This window comes from Curtobacterium sp. 'Ferrero' (genome assembly GCF_002412165.1).
Taxonomy (GTDB): Bacteria; Actinomycetota; Actinomycetes; order Actinomycetales; family Microbacteriaceae; genus Curtobacterium.
On record NZ_NXIA01000007.1, the window covers coordinates 26,752 to 44,667 of the forward strand.

Here is a 17,916-nt window from a genome sequence, read left to right on the forward strand (position 1 = left end):
ACCATCACGCTAGCGAGCCGCTCCCGCCTGTCCGCTCCCGGAACACCTCGGGCAGCGCACCGACGAACCCCTCGAAGTGGCTGTACCAGACCGAGTGCGCCGCGCCGGGCACGTCACGTACGGTCACGCCTCGTCCACGGTGCAGGGCCGCGACCTCGTCGTCGACGTACGAGCTCGGGTCCGCACGCACGATGATCGAACCGGGCTCCGGCTCGACCGACACCCCGGGCCCGGCCGCCTGCGCGGCCGCGGTGGCGGGGTCGAAGCGCTCGGCGGCGCGTGCCTCCACCACGCAGTCCTGATCGCTGTAGTGCGGCCGGGAGGCGCGGAGCCCGTCGTACGTGCGGGCTCGCTTGTCCTGCTCGTACGAGGCGATGGTCTCGGCCCGGTCCCAGCCGCCGCGTGTGGTGAACGGGGTGTCGACGTAGACCGACAGCCCGGGCGTGAGCACGCCGGAGTGCACGGCCGCAGCGAGGAGCAGCCCGCCGTACGAGTGCCCCATCGCCAGATCGGGGGTCGACCCGCACTCGTCAGCGATGGACTCCGCGATCGACCGCGCGGCGCGGTCCACCGTCATCGTGCCGTCGCGCGGCGACACCCCGTGGCCGGGCAGGTCGACCGCGAGGACACGGTAACCGTTCGCCACGAGCAACGGGACGACGCGCCACCAGCTCTCGTGCGATCCGGTCATCCCGTGCAGCAGGACGGCGGTGCGTTCCCCGTGTCCCTGGACCTCGACGTGCAGCTTCACCGCCCCATCCTCCTCAGCAACCCATCGAGCTCACTGGGATCATCGCCCCACATCTCGAACCCGGGATCGCCCGCGAGTAGCCGTCGGCGGAACTCGTCCGGGACGAGGAGCGCGTCGAGCGTGGCGAACCACGTCGACTCCAGGGCGGTGACGATTGCCTCCGCGACCTGCTGAGCCGACGGTTCATCGTGGTAGCACCACCACTGTTCACGGTGCGGGTCGATGGACGTCTGAGGGTGGACGCGGCACCACCACAGACACTCGCTCGCACCCGGCCGGTCACGTCGGCCCGGCGCAGAGTCGCCAGCAAGAAGCTCGCGATCCAGCCACGGCCGTGGCGCGACGCCGAGGTTCACCACGCAGGAGCCACTGTCGGCACTGTTCCACGCCGAGGACTGGACGGTGATCACGCTGACGTCGCCGAGGTCGCTGGTCTTCCGCCAGGTCGGACTCGTACCGCAGTACCCGTGGGCTCGGACGGCAGGCCCGACGACGTCGCGGAGCGCATCGCGGAGGTACCGGGGAACCCCCATCAGACCCGCCTGACCCCGGGGGCGCGGAACGCGCCCCACACGCCAACCACCAGCTGCACGACTGCACGATAGCGCGCACCACGATCCGACAAACGCACCCCGAGGCGGTGGACGCGACCGACGCCTAGCCTCACGGTGTGTCGAAGCCGACCACGCGCCTCCTGTCCGTCATCACCGCCGCCGTGCTGCTCGGCGGCCTCGTCGCCTGCACCGGCACGCCCAGCGGCACGACCAGCAGCAGCGCCGGCGGCGGCGCGGCCCCCACCGACAACCCGACGGTCGACCTGCACACCGTTCGCCTGTCAGTCGCCGACGGTGCGGACGCCGGCGCCGCCGACGGCCGCTCCCTGCGCGTCCCGAGCGGCTGGCGCGCCGAGGTCTGGGCCGACGTGCCCGGCGCGCGGATGGCCGCGTGGCTGCCCGACGGCAGCATGCTGGTGACGACGGGCGACCACGGCACCCTGCTGCGGCTCGACCCGCGCGGGAACGGGAAGGCACCGCGGGTCGACGAGCTCGCGAGCGGCCTCGAGGACCCGCAGGGCGTCGCCGTGACCGAGCAGGACGGCTCGACCGTGGTGGTCCTGGGCGAGGGCACCCGGATCGTCACCTGGCACTACCGGGACGGTGCGCTCTCGGGCCGGAGGGTCCTGGTCGACGGCCTCCCGACGGGCGGCCACGGCGGGAAGTTCGTCGCCGTGCACGACGGTGTGGTCGCCTACGACATCGGCTCGGCGTCGAACAGCGACGGTGCGGATCGGCGGAACCACCCGGACCGCGCCGTCATCCGGCAGGTCCACCTCGACGGCACGGACGACGTCCGGCTCGCGACCGGCGTGCGCAACGGCGAGGGCCTCGGCTTCGCCCCGGACGGCACGCTCTTCGCCGCCGTGAACCAGGCCGACAACCAGCCGTACCCGTTCCGCGACGACTCCGGACGGTACGGCGAGCGCGTGCAGTCGTACGTCGACGAGCACCCGAACGACCAGGTGACGCGGATCACCCGCGGCACCGAGCTCGGGTGGCCGTTCTGCCAGCCGGACTCGCGGGGGAAGCCCGACCTGCTCGGCCTCGGCTACGTCGACGACCCGACGAACAACCCGGACGGGAAGGCGCTCGACTGCGCGACCGTCTCCCCCACGATGGTCGGTCTGCCCGCACACAGCGCGCCGATCGGTTTCGTCTTCACTCGCGGCAGCGCCCTTCCCGCGATGTTCGGCGACGGCGCACTCATCACCACGCACGGCTCGTGGAACCGTCAGCCGCCCCGTCCGCCGTCGGTGTCGTACAGCGCGTGGGACGATGCGAGCAGGACGTTGGGACAGCCGCGCACGATCGTCGAGGGGTTCCAGGACGCCGACGGCTCCCGCTGGGGCCGGTCCGTCGACGCGGTGCCGGGACCGGACGGCTCGTTGTACGTGACGGACGACGCCGCCGGGCTCGTCTACCGGCTCACGCCGGCCGCGTGAGCGGCAGCCGCCGGCCGTGCAGCCGGACCCGCTGACGGACTGGAGGCCCGTGGCGGCGCCGCCACGGGCCTCCAGTCCGAGCGCTGGTCGCGGGCGACGCTTCGCGTGAGCACGTGGCCCGCGGGCTCCGACCGTGCGACGATCACCTCCATGACGAGCGCTGCCGACGACGCGTGGCCCGAACTCACCGAGATGATCGGCGCGGCACCGTCCGCCCGGATCCTCGACGGCGGGTCGATCGAGGACCTCGCTCGGCTCGGGCTCACGGAGCGGTCGTACCTCGGTGCGCTGGTCCGGCACACCGGCGGCGTCGTGATCGACGACGGCTGGCTCCGCCTGTTGGGCGGCGCCGGCGGGCAGTTGCCTTCCCTCGTCGACGTCAACGCGCGGTCCTCCGGACTCTGCGTCGTCGGGTTCGACGTCCTCGGCGGCGTCTTCGCACTCGACGGTGGTGCATTCGGCAGTGGAGACGGGAGCGTCCACTACTTCGCCCCGGACAGTCTCGAGTGGGAGGCGCTCGACGTCTCGCACAGCCGCTTCGTCACGGCGATGCTCACTGACGCGATCGGGAAGTTCGCCGAGTCCCTCCGTTGGGACGGGTGGCGCGACGAGACCTCAGCCCTCGCGCTCGATCACGGCGTGTCGCTCTACCCGCCGTTGTCCACCGCCGAGGGCAAGGACCCGAGCGCGAGCAGTCGGCGGCCGGTGCACATGTCGGAGCTGGTGGGAGACTTCTGGCCCGGAGTCACCACGGGCCACGACCGGAACTGCTGATCGCTCGATCCCCGGTGTCAGCCGGCGAGCGGGAGGTGGAACACCAGCTCCGGCCCGTCCTCGGGATCGTCGACCACGCCCACCTGCTCGAAGCCGAGCCGCCGTACGATCCGCAGTGACGCCTCGTTCGACGGGGCGACCGACGCGACGACGGTGCGGACCCGTCCGGAGGCACGGGCCTCGGCGACGAGCAGTGCGGCCGCGCGCGAAGCGAACCCGCGCCCGCGGTGGGCCGGATCGATCTCGTACGAGATCTCGACCGACCCCTCCGGCGAGGGGGCCGCATGGAACCCGGCGATCCCGACCGCCGGCTCGACGCCGTCGACGAACAGGGGTCGCGCGATCCACTCCAGGTCGGCGGGGTGCTCGCGGACCTGCGACTCGCGGATCGCCCACAGCCACTGCATCGGTGGGCCGGCGACGTACCCTCCCAGTCGCCCGACGAGCGCCGCTCCGGGTGCACCGGCGGCGAGCGCGGCGAGTTCCGGCTGGGTGAGCGCTTCGGTGTGCACTGCTGCAGGATAGGACCACCTCCGCGAGTCGCGCGGTCGTCGATCTGGGCGCAGATGTTGTTGTACAGGTCTTGTACATGTACGCTGCAGTCATGGCAGTCTCCTCGAAGCGGCGTGTCGTCGCCGATGCGCTTCGCGAAGCGATCGCGACCGGGCGCTACCGCGCCGGTGACCGGCTCCCGGGTGAGCACGACCTCGCCGAGCGCTTCGCCGTGAGCCGCGGGACGATCCGGGCCGCACTCGCGGACCTCGCCGACGAGGAGTACATCGCCACCAGGGGCGGTATCGGGTCGCTCGTGACGTTCGACGGCGCGGCGCTCGACCCGCGCGACGGTTGGGCTCGGTCCATCGCGGCTTCCGGAACCGAGGTGACCACCAGGATCCTGCGGCTCGAGCGTCTGGACGACTCGGACCTCCAGGCCGAGGTCGACGCGACCGACCGGACGTTCGTCGCCGTGGACCGGCTGCGGTGCGTCGACGGCGGACGACCGGTCTCGCTCGAGCGGAGCGTCCTGCCGTACGTCGGCCGGCTGGCCGCGGCGACGACCGACGGCCTCGTGGAGGACTCCCTCACCGCGACCATCGCCGAGGCCGGTCTCGTCCCTGCAACCGCCGAGCAGTGGATCGACGTCGTTCCCCTGGAGGTCGACGACGCCGCGCTGCTCGACCGGCCCGCCGGCACCCCGTTCTTGCGGAGCCGCCGGCTCTCCCGCGGTGCGGACGGGTCCTTCGTCGAACGGGTGGACAGCCTCCTGGACCCCGCTCGCTTCCGCCTCCACATGCGCTTCGGGACCGCACGATGACGACCGACCGACGACTGGACACCGTGGACCTCCGCTCCTCCCGCCCCAACGCGCTCGCAGCCCTGACCGGTCTCGCGATCGGCGATGCCCTCGGCATGCCGACACAGTCCCTGTCCCTCCCGCAGATCCGCGCAGACCACGGCAGGATCTGCCGCTTCGAGGACGCCGGCCCCCACCAGCGGATCGCTGCGGGGATGCCGGCCGGCACCGTCACCGACGACACCGAGCAAGCCCTCATGGTCGCCGGCCTCCTGATCGAGGGCGATGGGCAGCTCGATCCCACGCGGTTCGCCGAGGCGCTCATCGCCTGGGAACGGGCGATGGAGGCGAAGGGTTCGCTCGACCTGCTCGGTCCGAGCACGAAGACCGCCGTCCAGCGGATCCTCGACGGCGTCCCGGCTGACGAAGCAGGGTCGACCGGGACGACGAACGGCGCTGCGATGCGGATCGCCCCCGTGGGCATCGCCGTGCCCTCCGGGGACCTGGGTCGCCTGGTGGACGCCGTCCAGGACGCCAGCCGCGTGACCCACGACACCGGGATCGGCATCGCCGGCGCCAGCGCGATCGCCGCGGCGGTGAGCGCCGGGATCGACGGCGCGACCCGGTCGGCAGCCCTCGACGCCGCTGTGGCCGCCGCTGCCATCGGCGCGCGGCGCGGCAACTGGGTCGCTGGTGCGGACATCGCGGCGAAGACCGCGTGGGCGCGCGGTTTCCTGCCCGGCGTCGCTCCGGCCGACCGGATCGACGCGGTCTCCCAGCTCATCGGCACCAGTGTCGCCAGCCAGGAGTCCGTCGTCGCCGCCCTCGCGCTCGTCGCCCTCGACCTCGATCCGTGGGAGACCCTGTGCACCGCGGCGTCGCTCGGCGGCGACACGGACACGATCGCGGCGATGGCCGGAGCGGTGCTCGGTGCCGTGCACGGCCCGACCGCCTGGCCCGCTGACGCCGTCGTCACCGTGACGACGGTCAACACCCTCGACCTGGATCCCCTGGTCGACGGCCTCCTCGCGCTCCGCACCCGGAGCTGACCACCCACCCGTTCACCCACCGGCCGCGGACGAGCCCTCCGCGACACCTCCTCGGCGCACGATCGTGCTCTCGAAGGTCGATCGCGCCCCGATGCCAGAACCCACCCTTCCGACGACGTAAGAGGAACCATGTCCGACCCCACCGCCACGCTCAGCAGCGGCACCCTGACGACCATCGAACAACGCGGCATCGAACCCGTCCCCCACGACGAACGGAACGGCACCCCCGGAGCGCTCTTCTGGGTGTGGTTCGCCGCGAACATCTCCATCCTGGGACTCCCACTCGGCGCGACGCTCGTCGCGTTCCAGGGCTTGACGATCTGGCAGGCGCTCCTGGTGGCGGTCATCGGCGCCGCCGGGTCCTTCGCCGTGGTCGGGGTGATCTCCATCGCCGGGCGTCGGGGCGGCGCCCCCGGCCTGACACTCAGCCGAGCCGTCTTCGGCGTCCGCGGCAACATCGGGCCGACGTTCGTGTCGCTGCTGTCCCGACTCGGGTGGGAGACGGTGAACACCACGACCGCCGCGTTCGTCCTGCTCTCACTGTTCACGATCCTGTTCGGCACCGACGGCGACGCCAAGGCGAACCCGGTCCTCACGATCGTCGCGATCCTCGTCTTCGTCGCCGCGACCGTCCTCATCTCGGGCCTCGGCCACGCGTTCATCGTCGCCGTCCAGAAGTGGGCGACGTGGGTGTTCGGAGCGCTGAACGTGTTCGTCGCGGTGTTCCTGGTCCTCCGGGTCGACTGGCACGTGGTGAGCGCGCAGCCCGCCGGACCGGTCGCCGCGATGGCGATCGGCATCGGGACGATCGCCGCCGGCACCGGCATCGGCTGGGCGACCGCCGGTGCCGACATCGCCCGCTACACCCGCACGTCGGTGAAGGCCGGTGCACTGGTCGTCTCGAGTGCGGCCGGAGCCGGCATCCCGCTCGTCGTCCTGGTCGGCCTCGGCGCGCTCGTCTCGGCAGGTGACCCCTCGCTGGCGAAGGCCGGCGACCCGGTCGCCGCGATCCGCGACCTGCTGCCGAGCTGGATGGCGATCCCGTACCTGATCGCCGCGTTCGGTGGACTCCTGCTCTCGAACCACCTGTCCGTCTACTCCGCCAGCCTCACGACGCTGACCCTCGGTGTGAAGGTCCCGCGTGTCTGGGCCGTCGCCGTGGACGTCGTGGTCACCACCCTCGGAGCGATGTACTTCATGCTCGTCGCCGACGGGTTCTACGCACCGTTCATCACCTTCATCTCCGTGCTCGCCGTCCCGATCACCGCCTGGCTCGGCGTGTTCATCGCCGACATGATCCGGCGTCGCTGGTACGACCCGGTGGCCCTGCTCGACCTGCGCCCGGGTGGCCGGTACTGGTACCGCGGCGGCGTCGCGTGGGGTGCCCTCGCGGCCTGGGTCGTCGCGATCGTCGTCGGCTTCCTCTTCACCAAGGTCCAGATCGGCGATGCGGACCCGGTCTTCGTCGGCTCCCTCTCGGGCACCTGGGTCGGCGCGAACGGCCTCGGTTGGATCGTCACGTTCGTCGTCGCGGCCGCTGTCTACCTGCTGGCCGGTGGCGCCCGCGGTCAGGTCGACAGCCCCGCGCCGCACACGACGGGCGCGGTCACGACGGCCGGGCACACGACGAGCGCGGACACCACCGCTCCGGTGCACGACCGATGAGCCGCCTCGTCTCCGTCGGCAACGTCATCGTCGACATCGTCATGCGCGTCGACGCGATCCCGGAGCCGGGCGGGGACGTCATCGCCTCGGCTTCGGAGATCGCCGCGGGCGGCGGCCTGAACACGATGGTCGCCGCCGTTCGTGACGGGATGGACGTCGCGTTCGCGGGTCAGTACGGCACCGGCCCCTTCGGGGACGTCGTCCGGCGTGCCTTGGCCGAGTCGGGGGTCGAGGTCGTCCAGCCAGGACTCACGGACCTCGACAGCGGTTACTGCGTCGCACTCGTCGACGCCACGTCCGAGCGGACGTTCGTCACGAGCGTCGGCGCCGAGGGCCGACTCGGCTCGGCGGACCTCGAGCGGGTGCGCGTCGACGAGGACGACACGGTGTACGTCTCGGGCTACGGACTCGCTCACCCGGTGAACGGCGCCGCGATCGCCGACTGGGTGCGGACCCTGCCGAGCGGGGTGCGGGTCGTCCTCGATCCGTCTCCCCTCGTCGACACCCTGGATCCGTCGGTGGTCGGCCCCGTGATGGCGCGTGCCGACATCGTCAGCGCCAACAGCCGGGAGGCGCGGCTCATGTCACCGACCGCGGCGTCGCTCCCCGAGGCGGCGGCGTCGATCGCCGCGTCCGCCGGCTGCACCGTCCTGGTCCGCGACGGCGCCGAGGGGTGCTGGGTGGCCGAAGTCGGGTCTGCACCGGTCCTCGTACCGGGCTTCGCGGTCGAAGCGGTCGACTCCAACGGCGCGGGGGACGCGCACGGCGGAGTGCTCGTCGCGGCGCTGGCGCGGGGCGAGACCCTGGTGGACGCGGTCCGCCGCGCCAACGCCGCCGCGGCCCTGGCCGTCACCGAGCACGGTCCGGCGACGGCGCCCACCGCTGCTCGGACGGACGCGTTCCTCGCCACCCGCTGACAGCGGTCGCGCCCGGTGACCGATTGCGGGAGCGTCCGGGAGTTCAGCCGAACACCGAGCCCCAGGTCACGTCCCCGTGGCAGAACACCACGGTCGTCCCGTCCCCGGCCCACACGTCGATCCACGTCGGAGCGCTCGGTCGGGGGCTGATCCGGGGCGGCGATGCCTTCGCTGCGAAGGACACGACGGCGACCTCGGGCCAGACGGGTCGACACGGTCCGCCGCCTCCGCAACCACACGCCTCGAACGCGACCTCGGCGCCGTCGCGCACGAGTGCCGCGGCTCGTTCCCCACTGATGTCCGAGTCGACGAGGGCGAGGCGCGCAGCAGCGGGCGTGAAGAGTTCGCCGGCGAGGTTGAACGTGCCCGGACGGACGGCGGACCGGCCGGTTGACGCGTGCACTGCAGACGCCGTGCTCCGATCGGCGGTCTTCGTCGTCCGGGCTCGCGAGGTCACGGTGTCAGTCTCCCACCGCGTCGGTCGTCCCCGGCAGCCGCGAGTCTCGGGAAGGATTCGCGCAGCACCCGAGCGACGACCGCGGGGTCCGTCGTCCACTCGACGTCGAGCGCATCGGTGATCTCGTCGATGAAGCTCCCGGCGTGCGGCTTCGGGAAGTCGACGGTCTCGTGCTCCAGGAGGAGGTTCCCGTCCAGGTCGAACAGGTCACCGCAGTCGACGGTCTCGATGTCCCACGCGTCCGCGCGGCCCCCTCGGTTCAGGTACGGGAAGACGTACAGGTACTCGCCCGAGCGCGGCCCCGCGCCGACGATGCCCACCATGCCACCGACCGCCCACTCCGCTACCGGGGGCAGTCGTGGGCTCCGAGGGACGGTCGGAGCGGGCGGGACCCGCCTCCGGCGCCAGGACACCGTCACCCCTCTGCGGCTGCCGCGCGCAGGCGCACCCGCGGGGCGCCCTCCACGTTCCACCGGAACAACACGAGGTGCCAGCGCCCCGGTTCGGTCCGCGACGGGTCGATGAGCCCGTCCGCCCCGAGCACCTCGAGACGGTCCCGGACGAGCCAGGAGCGCGGGACGCCCCCGTCGGCCACGACGTCCTGCCACGGGGCGGAGGCGTCCGAGAGCTCGATGCCGGCGGCAGCGCGGGCGCTCGGGTCCCGCAGGTCCACGATGCCTGCCGCGTCGACGTCGAGCGCGACGATCGTCGGCTCGGCGGACCGAGCGTCGCGGTGCGCCTGCATCGCGGCACGGACGCCCTCGACGGACGAGCTGCAGTACAGCGTCGGCTGGTCTGCTCGCGAGTACCGGCCCGCCGTCCGGGACCCGGCGAGCGCGGCATCGCGGAACCTGGGGTCGACCGCCCGGTGGAACGTCCCTCGGACCGCCACCCCGATCGCCTGCGCACTCGTCTCCACATCGTCAGCATGCCACCGTTCGGATCGATCGTGCGGTCGAGGCGACCCACCAGCGGAAGGGAGGCGCGAGGCGGCGCCGCCACGCACCTCCCGTCCGGAACGTGGTCACGCCCCACGTCCGTGCCGAGTCGGGCAGGATCGACCTGACATGACATCCGGACCGGTCAACACGCGAGACGTCGACATGGCGGCGGTCGCGACGAGCCTGCGGGACGTCTGGCCGTCGTTGCCGTGGCGTGCGGCTCGGTTCGGCCACGGAGCGTTCCACGGTGTCGTCGAGCTCCCCGACGTGGTCGTGCGCGTCGCGTTCGGGAACGATCACCGGCAGCGGACGGTCGCCGAGACGGAGAACTGCCGGCGGTTCCGCGCGCCGCCCCACGGGATCACCGTCCCCGACGTGTTGCTCGATCCGGTCTCGACGTCCGCGTGGACGGCGGTCGCACAGACGCGCGTGCGTGGTCGGCCGCTGACCGATGCTGCCTGGTCAGAGGCGCGCTCGGTGTACCTGCCGCTCCTGGACCGGTTGCGCTCGGTGTCGACGTCCGACGCGTCGGCGCAGGCGCTCCGGCCGGTGCGTGCGTGGTGCGGGGGTCCGCGGTGGCCGGAGCTGGTCGAGGAACTGTCCGGCCGACTGCCGTCCGCGACGGTCCGTCGTCGGGCGAGCGACGTCGTCGGTCGCCTCCTCGACGCGGAGGCCGACGCGCCGGTCGGCGTCGTGCACGGCGACCTCAACGGGTTCAACGTCCTCGTCGAGACCGACGGCGTCGGGCTCATCGACGTCGACCACGCCGCCGTCGGCGATCCCGCGATCGATTGCTCCTGGCTCGTCCGGACCTTCCCGGTCGAGGAGCTCCGGCGGGACCTCTCGCACGACATCCTGTCGCGAGCGCGACTCCACCGGGATGCCGGTTCGCTGCAGGTCGCCGCAGCGGCGTCCGTCATCGGCGACGAGGCCCTGCTGTTGCACGCCCTGGAGCGCTTCGCGGCGCGGTCCGGCACAGCCGACGGCGAGTGAGCGTCACGGCCGGGCGGTCGAGCCGACCGNGCGCACGTCTCGCCGCTCGGCCGCTACAGCGGCATCGTGACGAGGAGGATGACGGTCGCGATGCCCGTCAGCGCGGCGACGGCACCGATGGCCGCGAGGGGGAACCACGCGCCGATGCGTCCGCGACCGTAGCGACGGAGCCCGCGGAAGAACCCGGTCGTCACCACGACGATGCCCCCGAAGAACGCCAGGCCCATGCTGCTGTACCACGGCCCGTCCGGGCACAGCGTGCTCGACGCCTCCGCGCAGAGCGCGTACGCGCGGAGGTTCTCGTCGAGCACGACACCGGCCGAGACCACCAGGGCGAGGAGCCCGACGACCGCGAGGACCCAGATCGCGACGAGGTCGATGCGGGACCGGGCGGGCGCCGGCGAGCGCTTGGCGTTCATGGGTGCAGGGTAGCGATCCGGGTTCGCCACCCGGTGGTCCTGGCTCGTGCCCGGACACTGCGACGGGCTCGACGCGCGCCAGCAGGATCGCATTCAGAAGGTGAGAGCCACGATCGAGAGCCCCCGACTCCGCTCGGCTCGATCGAGTGCGGCGGCCGGGTCGTCGATGCCGACCGCCGTGACCTCGAGCGACGACAAGTCGACGACACCGGACTGCACCTGCCGCCACACCCGGAGCGCTGTCTCCTCGGAACACATCCACGAGCCGCGGATGGTGACACGGCGACGCATCACCTCGCCGTACGGAACGGGCAGTTCCTGGCGGACCCCACCGAGCAGCACCAGCGTGCCGTCCGTCCGCACGACGTCGAAGCCGGCCATCGTCAAGTCCGGTGTGGGCACCGCACCGAGCGCGTCGATGACGACCTCGGCGTCACCACCGGCCGCTTCGCGGATGGCGGCCGCGTCGCTCGAGCGGTCACCGGTCGACCGGACAGCGCGGATCCGCGGGTCCACTGCCGCCAACCGCTCGAGACTGCCGGCGTCGCGGCCCACCGCCACCACACGCGCGGCACCTCGGGCGAGAGCGAGCAGGACCGCCGCCCCACCCATCTGCCCACTCCCCCCGAGAACCACGACCCGGTCCCCCGGCGCGATCCCGCTGCGCTCGATGGCTCCGGCGGCGACGCTCAGCCACGGCAGGAACGCGAGCTCCTCCGGCCGCGGATGTGCTTCGGCACCGGGAAGCGCGAGGACCGTGGACGCAGGCATGAGCGCCCGCTCTGCGAAGGTCCCGGTGCGCCAGACCGAGCGCATGCGATCGGTCGTCGGCGTCGAAGCGCCGCGACCGCCGATCCCCGTCCAGCCCAGGAGTACCTCCTCGGGTTCCGCGGTCCTGCCGCTGCGGAGGAAGCCCGTGCACATGACGGTTTCGCCAGGCCTGACCGAGGTGACGTCGTCCGCGACCTCCTCGACGACGGCGGTACCGCCGATCCCGAGGACCGTCGGGGTCGCGATCCCGCCACGGCCGCCCTCGACGAGGACGCGCGTGTAGGCCGGAACCTGCACGGCGACCATCCGGAGGACGACACCGCCGCTGCGGACGACGGGGTCCGGGAGGCTCTCGCGGGTGAGCGGGGAGCCGATGTCATCGAGTGTCCATGCCTGCACGAGACTCAGTCTCCGGACGCGACGACGCACCATCCAGAGCCGTCACATACTGGTACCCAGAGCACCAGGAGGAGACACCCTTGACCGACCTCGGTGAACAGCAACGGCGCGAGCTCGGTACGTTCCTCCGTGCGCGCCGCGAACGCACCAGCCCCGCCGAGGTCGGGTTGCCCGATGCCCCTCGTCGACGCACTCCGGGCCTCCGACGGGAGGAGCTCGCCGTCCTCGCCGGGATCAGCCCCACCTGGTACACCTTCCTCGAGCAGGGTCGCGATGTCCGGGCCTCGCGACAGGTGCTCGGCGCCCTCGCCCGGGCGCTCCGACTCGACGACGTGGAACGCGATCACCTCTTCACGATCGCCACCGAGGTCCTCGAGCCGAGCAACGACCTCCAGCGGTCCGCCGACCCGGAGGTCACACGGATCGTCGACCTGCTCGACCCGGAACCGGCCTACGTGACCGGCCCGATGTTCGATCTCCTCGCTGTCAACCGCGCAGCCTCGACGCTGTTCCGTGGTGCCGCGTCGCCGGAACGCCAGCCCAACCTCGCCCGTTGGGTCTTCCTCGACCCAGCGGCAAGGGACGTCCTGCCCGACTGGTCCGACGTCGCGAAAGGGCTCCTCGCGCGGCTCCGCGCGCGCGCCGGTCAGCACACGAACGAGCCCGCGTTCCATGAGCTGGTGGCAGATCTTCGGCAGGGAAGCCGCGAAGCGGACCGGTGGTGGCCGCGCTACGACGTCGGCACGAGCCGCGCCGGCATCAAACGCGTGCGTCGTGAGGACGGCGTCGAGCAGCAGCTCACCTACACATCGTTCGAGGTCGCGGAACGGCCCATGCAGACCCTGACGGTCTACCTACGCATCTGACTCGGTCTGCACGGGCCTGGACTGGACCATCGGCGCCAGCTCGTCATGCTCAGGCACTGGGTCATGGACACCGACGACCCCGGCTGCGGCGAGACTCCTCATCGGAGCCGCTGCACCCATCCGCGCTGTGCATCTGCCATCCGTTCACCGTGCTCCCCGGTTGATTGTCAGGGTCGCTCCGTGCCCGCGACATCGTCGCCGTCTCCACGGTTCTTGCTGAGCGCGCGACGACCCGCGATCCGCCGGACGAGCTTCCGCACGAAGACGAGCTCGATGACCACCGCGATGGCGGAACAGAAGATCGCGAATGCCCATCGAGCAGCGGTGAACCCTCCGCTCAGCACGATCATGGGAATGACCTCCACCACGACTCGATGATCCCGGCCGGAGTTCGGTTCGTGAGGTCCGGGCGATCCGACGGATCGGTGCGATCCCACCACGGTGTCATCCACGCACGCTGCTCGTTGCGCTTGGTCTTCCCCGTCGTCGGACGCGCGGGGCGCTCACGGTTCGATCGATTCGTAGCTCTGGCCGTGCGGACCGACGAACGCCACGGGCCGCTCGTCCACTGCGAGCACAGTCCGGCCGCGCGACGGGCGTTCGAGCCGCTGGGTGACGCGAGGCAGGACGGGCTCACCCTCGTTGCTGACCCAGGTGACGTCAGGCCGGCATCGCATCCGGCGCGCGAACTCCTCGCGTCGAGGCTCTGCGACGTAGACCAGGACCGAGCTGTGGAACACGACCAACGAGAGGTCGGCGGGCGCCTGAGCGATCAACCGATCGATCGACTCAACCAGATCACCACGGAGGACCGTAGGAGGGTCTGCCGCGGCCACGTCGAGTGCTGCGTCCAGTCGCCGCCGGCGTTCGTCGTGCTCGGGCCAGACGAGCGCGCGGAGCCACTCCCGGGTGGCGTGGTCTCCCGGCGCGAGCGGGGTGAGATCGATCCCCGCCCTCCACCGAACGTCTGGCAGCTGCACAGGGACACTGCCCGCGTCGATCCGGCACTGGATCGTGACCGTGCTCGGTCCGTCAGCCGGGTCGATCGGGATGACGTCCGCCCCGGTGTCGTACCGGTAGCTGTACCGATCGAGGAAGAGGCACAGTCCCGCGGATGCGCCGACCTCGATGAGCGCGAGCGGCCCTTCGATGCGGCTCAGGACCGGCAGGAGGACCGCACACCTCCCCGCCTCGTTGGTCTGTGTCGACCGTGCGAGGACGACCGGCGCGACCGATCCCCAGTGTTCGAGCAGCCACGTCCGGAACTCGTCGTACGAGCCCTCGGCAGCGCCGAGGAACCGAGCCGCGGCGAAGACGAGGTTCGGCTGCTGCTTGATCCCCGGGAGCGTGCCGATGCGGTCGAGCACGGCAGGATCGTCCGCGACGCCGAGCGCCCAACGCTCGTACATCGCGGAGACTCCGCGGGCTTCCCGTTCGGCGAACCGGCGGTAGTGGTCCGCGACTCGGTGATCCGTCATGGCGCAACGCTAGTCGCGGCGCGTGCCCGCCCTGACTGCGCAGAGAGGACGGAGCGTCCGTTCACCGTCCGAACGCGCTCCCTTGTGCGGGGGCACCGGCTCTGTCAGCGTTGCGTCATGGGCGACGACGCGGCGACGGTGCGCGAGGTGCCCGGCTTCCGGTCCTACTGGTCCGCTGCCACCGTGTCCTCGTTCGGCACGGCGGTGAGCGCGGTGGCCGTCCCGGTCCTGGTGGTGACCGTCCTGCAGGCCAGCCCACTCGAGGTCGGGCTCGTGAACGCGGCCCAGTTCCTGCCGTACGCCCTCTTCGGTCTGCTGATCGGAGCGTACGTCGACCGTGTGCCCCGCAAGCCGCTCCTCGTCTGGGCGAGCATCGGGCGGGCGGTGAGCCTGGGAACGATCCCCGTCCTCTGGTCGGTCGGACTGCTGAACCTGTGGGTGACCGCGGCGGCGCTGTTCGTGTTCGGCACCCTGTCGGTCGTGGGCTTCGCGGCCACGCAGTCACTCCTTCCCCGGATTGTTCCGCGGCACCTCCTGCTGCCGGCGAACGCGCGGGTGGACCAGAGCGACGCCGCGGCGCAGACGGTCGGTCCGGCGCTCGGCGGTGTGCTCGTCGGCTTCGTCACCGCACCGGTCGCCATCGTCGTCGACGCGGTGAGCTACCTCGTCGAGGCGGCGCTCGTCGCCAGGGTCCGCATCGTCGAGCGGACTGCGCCACGACGGACGGGATCGCGACTGCTCGGCGACGTCGTCGACGGCCTGCGCTGGACCTACCGGCACGAGACCCTGGCACCACTGGCGATCTCGACGCAAGTGTGGTTCCTCGCGAACGCCGCCGCGCTCACGGTGTTCGCCATCGTCGCCCTCCGTACCCTCGCGCTCCCGGCCGTGGTCTACGGCGCGATCATCGCGGTCAGCGGCGTCGCGATGCTCCTCGGGGCGACCGCTGCGCCGCGACTCGGCACCCGCTTCGGGGCAGGTCGCACGATCATCGCCACGCGGATCGCCTACCCCGTCGCGTGGGCAGCGATCGCGATCGCCGTCGTCGGAGCAAGTGGTGCACGAGCTGCAGCGATCGCCGTCCTGTTCACCGCGTTCACCGTGCACGGGGCGGCTGCGGGATGCGAGAACGCGAACGAGATGAGCCTCCGGCAGAGCCTCACTCCGGACGCGCTCCTGGGTCGCACGAACGCGACGATGCGGAGTGCGTACCGAACCCTCGCCGCGATCGGTGCTGTGGGAGGCGGTGCGCTCGCGACCGCGGCAGGCGGAGGGGTCGCTCTGTTCGCGGTCGCCGCCGTCTTCGGCGGTGCAGCCGTGATCGCGCTGCGTTCTTCCCTGCGCGTCGACACCGGTCGGGACGCCCGCAGCGACCAGATCGGTGCCGAGCAGTAGGTCCTCGGGAGGCGAGCTGCCACTACCCGCCGTCGGCCTCGCCTCCCCGTTCGCCGGCCACCCATTCCAGGAAGTGCGGTCCGACGACCTCGGTGCCAGGACGGGGCAACAGGATGCCGTCCCGGAACGCGCGTCCCATCCGGCCCGGGATCGGCATGGTGACCGTCATCGTCCGCTGGGCAGGCAGGGCTCTCGTCATCGCAGACAACGTCGTGTGGTCCGGCCCCGCCAGGACGCAACGGCATGCACGCTCCTGTCCGCGATCGACGTCGTCCGACCGGACCTGGCCGCGGCCGATCTCGTCGGCCTGGTCGATGCGCTGCTGCTGTACCGAACCGCCGACGTTGCGCCGATCGATGCGGTCAGCATCGTGACGGCGTACATCAGGGGTCTCGCTCGCTCGTCCGCGTAGCAGCCATACCCCACGGGTGTGGCGTCCGATCGGCTACCGGGCGACGGCGACGAAGACCAGGACGGCGGACGACTCGGTCACCGGTCCCTGCTGCCAGTCGCCGTACACCGCCGCTATGTGGAAGCCCGCGACGTCGAGGTGGTGCTGGACCACAGTCCGATCCCGGAAGAACAAGTCGTCGGTGGAGGTCAGACGTTCGTCCGTGTCGAGGAACACGTTGTGGGAGACCAGGCGTACGACTCCCGGACGGATCTCCCGAGCGTCCGACCACTCCTCCAGCGGGCCGCTCGGAGTGTCGCGGATCGTGTGTTCGGTCGACGTCCACGTTCGCCATGCCGCCGCTGCCGGGTTGCGGCTCTCGAACGCCAGGACCCCTCCGGGACGGAGCACTCGACGCAGATCTCCGAGAGTCCGCTGCCAGTCCCCGTCCGGGATGTGCTGCGCGACGTTCCCGGTCATGACGGCGAAGTCAACGATGACGTCCGGGAGCGCACGGCTGTCACCGACGATCCACGTCACCGCTCCCGCTCCCGGCCGCTCCTTCGCGTGGCCGATCATCGTCGCGGAGGGGTCCACACCGAAGATCGACCGACCGTCTTCCGAGAAGCTCACGGTGAGTGCCCCGGTCCCGCACCCGAGGTCGAGCACCGATCTGGCCCCGGTCGAGGCGCAGAGGTCGCGGTAGAAGTCGCTGTCGACCCCGTCGGGGTTGTCGTCGTCGTACAGCGCGACGAGACGGGGATCGAGGTCGGTCATCCGACGAGCCTCCTCGGGGGTGCCGCCCGGTCCGTCAGGGTCACGAGCGGACACGAGGATCGGGTGCACGGTCGGGTCCAGCGGCACCTGCCAGCGGGCGGACGAGGATCAGACTCGGTCCCGACCAGTCGAGGCCGTCGTGCTCCTCCAGCGGGAGGAAGCCGACGGCACGGTAGAAGGCCCGCGTCTGTGCGTACGGTTCGTGCTCGAAGGACGGGCCGACGGTGTGCACCGAGAGCAACGAACAACCATCGTGCTCCGACGCCTCGACGATGTGCTCGACCAGCGCACGCCCGACCCCCGACCCTCGGTGCTCCGGATCGACGGCGATGAGGTGGATCTCGGCGGCTTGCGCGAAGTGCCGCCGGGTCAGCGCGACACCGACGACGCTTTCGGGCCTGACGGCGAGCACACTCCCGAAGTCCGGGTCTGCAGCGGCGGCAACGTAGTTGTCGATGGCGACCGGATCACCGAACCAGTCGGGCAGCGCTTCGAGGATCCGACGCGTGTCCGGTGCGCTCCGGCGCTCGATCACCTCGATGGTCATCGGTCAACACTGGCACAGACGCCGCCGTCGCGT

At 71.6% G+C, this 17,916-nt stretch carries 22 protein-coding genes; 9 read left to right on the forward strand and 13 right to left on the reverse strand.

Features of this window, described 5'->3' with window-relative positions:
• Positions 1–4 precede the first annotated feature (4 nt).
• Both Csp2054_RS08145 and Csp2054_RS08150 read right to left on the reverse strand, forming a co-directional pair.
• Positions 5–751, reverse strand: a complete 747-nt coding sequence (locus Csp2054_RS08145) for an alpha/beta fold hydrolase (protein WP_096898808.1) — start codon at positions 749–751, stop codon at positions 5–7.
• Positions 748–1,284 (reverse strand): DUF4304 domain-containing protein, encoded by a 537-nt coding sequence (locus Csp2054_RS08150; protein ID WP_141399181.1) that lies wholly within the window; start codon positions 1,282–1,284, stop codon positions 748–750. Before Csp2054_RS08150 ends, Csp2054_RS08145 begins: the two co-directional genes overlap by 4 nt.
• A 137-nt stretch (positions 1,285–1,421) precedes the next feature.
• Between Csp2054_RS08150 and Csp2054_RS08155 the strand changes: the two genes are divergently transcribed.
• Both Csp2054_RS08155 and Csp2054_RS08160 read left to right on the forward strand, forming a co-directional pair.
• The gene (locus Csp2054_RS08155) at positions 1,422–2,750 is read left to right on the forward strand and encodes a PQQ-dependent sugar dehydrogenase (RefSeq protein WP_096898810.1); all 1,329 of its coding nucleotides are present in this window, start codon (positions 1,422–1,424) and stop codon (positions 2,748–2,750) included.
• Between the two features lie 150 nt (positions 2,751–2,900).
• Positions 2,901–3,524 carry a DUF2625 family protein gene (locus Csp2054_RS08160; RefSeq protein WP_141399182.1) on the forward strand — a complete coding sequence of 208 codons (624 nt, stop codon included), beginning with the start codon at positions 2,901–2,903 and terminating at the stop codon, positions 3,522–3,524.
• A gap of 17 nt (positions 3,525–3,541) precedes the next feature.
• Here Csp2054_RS08160 and Csp2054_RS08165 read toward each other — a convergent pair whose 3' ends face one another.
• On the reverse strand, positions 3,542–4,036 hold the full coding sequence (locus Csp2054_RS08165) for a GNAT family N-acetyltransferase (protein WP_096898812.1): 495 nt from the start codon (positions 4,034–4,036) through the stop codon (positions 3,542–3,544).
• Between the two features lie 92 nt (positions 4,037–4,128).
• Here Csp2054_RS08165 and Csp2054_RS08170 point away from each other — a divergent pair, with 92 nt between their 5' ends.
• From Csp2054_RS08170 to Csp2054_RS08185, 4 genes are all read left to right on the forward strand, one after another.
• The gene (locus Csp2054_RS08170; protein ID WP_217990887.1) at positions 4,129–4,839 is read left to right on the forward strand and encodes a GntR family transcriptional regulator; all 711 of its coding nucleotides are present in this window, start codon (positions 4,129–4,131) and stop codon (positions 4,837–4,839) included.
• The gene (locus Csp2054_RS08175) at positions 4,836–5,867 is read left to right on the forward strand and encodes an ADP-ribosylglycohydrolase family protein (RefSeq protein WP_096898814.1); all 1,032 of its coding nucleotides are present in this window, start codon (positions 4,836–4,838) and stop codon (positions 5,865–5,867) included. Before Csp2054_RS08170 ends, Csp2054_RS08175 begins: the two co-directional genes overlap by 4 nt.
• 129 nt (positions 5,868–5,996) lie before the next feature.
• Positions 5,997–7,532, forward strand: coding sequence for a purine-cytosine permease family protein (locus Csp2054_RS08180; RefSeq protein WP_255252665.1), 1,536 nt, complete (start codon positions 5,997–5,999; stop codon positions 7,530–7,532).
• Entirely contained in the window at positions 7,529–8,449 is a 921-nt protein-coding gene (locus tag Csp2054_RS08185) for a PfkB family carbohydrate kinase (RefSeq protein ID WP_096898815.1), read from the forward strand. Before Csp2054_RS08180 ends, Csp2054_RS08185 begins: the two co-directional genes overlap by 4 nt.
• A gap of 43 nt (positions 8,450–8,492) precedes the next feature.
• On the opposite strand, the gene Csp2054_RS08190 is transcribed toward Csp2054_RS08185, so the two are convergent.
• From Csp2054_RS08190 to Csp2054_RS08200, 3 genes are all read right to left on the reverse strand, one after another.
• Positions 8,493–8,906, reverse strand: a complete 414-nt coding sequence (locus Csp2054_RS08190) for a hypothetical protein (protein ID WP_096898816.1) — start codon at positions 8,904–8,906, stop codon at positions 8,493–8,495.
• Positions 8,903–9,229 carry a hypothetical protein gene (locus Csp2054_RS08195; RefSeq protein WP_096898817.1) on the reverse strand — a complete coding sequence of 109 codons (327 nt, stop codon included), beginning with the start codon at positions 9,227–9,229 and terminating at the stop codon, positions 8,903–8,905. Before Csp2054_RS08195 ends, Csp2054_RS08190 begins: the two co-directional genes overlap by 4 nt.
• A gap of 92 nt (positions 9,230–9,321) precedes the next feature.
• Positions 9,322–9,825 (reverse strand): RES family NAD+ phosphorylase, encoded by a 504-nt coding sequence (locus Csp2054_RS08200; protein ID WP_255252666.1) that lies wholly within the window; start codon positions 9,823–9,825, stop codon positions 9,322–9,324.
• Between the two features lie 148 nt (positions 9,826–9,973).
• On the opposite strand from Csp2054_RS08200, the gene Csp2054_RS08205 reads away from it, so the two are divergent.
• The gene (locus Csp2054_RS08205; protein WP_096898818.1) at positions 9,974–10,840 is read left to right on the forward strand and encodes a phosphotransferase family protein; all 867 of its coding nucleotides are present in this window, start codon (positions 9,974–9,976) and stop codon (positions 10,838–10,840) included.
• A gap of 53 nt (positions 10,841–10,893) precedes the next feature.
• On the opposite strand, the gene Csp2054_RS08210 is transcribed toward Csp2054_RS08205, so the two are convergent.
• On the reverse strand, positions 10,894–11,259 hold the full coding sequence (locus Csp2054_RS08210; protein ID WP_096898819.1) for a hypothetical protein: 366 nt from the start codon (positions 11,257–11,259) through the stop codon (positions 10,894–10,896).
• Positions 11,260–11,352: 93 nt separating this feature from the next.
• Positions 11,353–12,429 (reverse strand): zinc-binding dehydrogenase, encoded by a 1,077-nt coding sequence (locus Csp2054_RS08215; protein ID WP_217990888.1) that lies wholly within the window; start codon positions 12,427–12,429, stop codon positions 11,353–11,355.
• 80 nt (positions 12,430–12,509) lie between these two features.
• Between Csp2054_RS08215 and Csp2054_RS08220 the strand changes: the two genes are divergently transcribed.
• Positions 12,510–13,295, forward strand: coding sequence for a helix-turn-helix transcriptional regulator (locus tag Csp2054_RS08220; RefSeq protein WP_217990889.1), 786 nt, complete (start codon positions 12,510–12,512; stop codon positions 13,293–13,295).
• Positions 13,296–13,462: 167 nt separating this feature from the next.
• Here the strand turns inward: Csp2054_RS08220 and Csp2054_RS08225 are convergent, their stop codons facing one another.
• Both Csp2054_RS08225 and Csp2054_RS08230 read right to left on the reverse strand, forming a co-directional pair.
• Positions 13,463–13,747, reverse strand: a complete 285-nt coding sequence (locus Csp2054_RS08225) for a hypothetical protein (RefSeq protein WP_217990890.1) — start codon at positions 13,745–13,747, stop codon at positions 13,463–13,465.
• Positions 13,748–13,798: 51 nt separating this feature from the next.
• Entirely contained in the window at positions 13,799–14,773 is a 975-nt protein-coding gene (locus Csp2054_RS08230; protein ID WP_096898823.1) for a DUF2332 domain-containing protein, read from the reverse strand.
• A gap of 117 nt (positions 14,774–14,890) precedes the next feature.
• Between Csp2054_RS08230 and Csp2054_RS08235 the strand changes: the two genes are divergently transcribed.
• Positions 14,891–16,168 (forward strand): MFS transporter, encoded by a 1,278-nt coding sequence (locus tag Csp2054_RS08235; RefSeq protein ID WP_096898824.1) that lies wholly within the window; start codon positions 14,891–14,893, stop codon positions 16,166–16,168.
• Positions 16,169–16,190: 22 nt separating this feature from the next.
• Here Csp2054_RS08235 and Csp2054_RS18065 read toward each other — a convergent pair whose 3' ends face one another.
• From Csp2054_RS18065 to Csp2054_RS08250, 3 genes are all read right to left on the reverse strand, one after another.
• Entirely contained in the window at positions 16,191–16,367 is a 177-nt protein-coding gene (locus Csp2054_RS18065; protein WP_176491620.1) for a hypothetical protein, read from the reverse strand.
• A gap of 246 nt (positions 16,368–16,613) precedes the next feature.
• Complete coding sequence (locus tag Csp2054_RS08245; protein WP_096898908.1) at positions 16,614–17,336, reverse strand: class I SAM-dependent methyltransferase; 723 nt, start codon at positions 17,334–17,336, stop codon at positions 16,614–16,616.
• Between the two features lie 40 nt (positions 17,337–17,376).
• Positions 17,377–17,883: a GNAT family N-acetyltransferase gene (locus Csp2054_RS08250; protein ID WP_096898826.1), complete on the reverse strand. Its 507-nt coding sequence runs from the start codon at positions 17,881–17,883 to the stop codon at positions 17,377–17,379.
• Between the last annotated feature and the right edge of the window lie 33 nt (positions 17,884–17,916).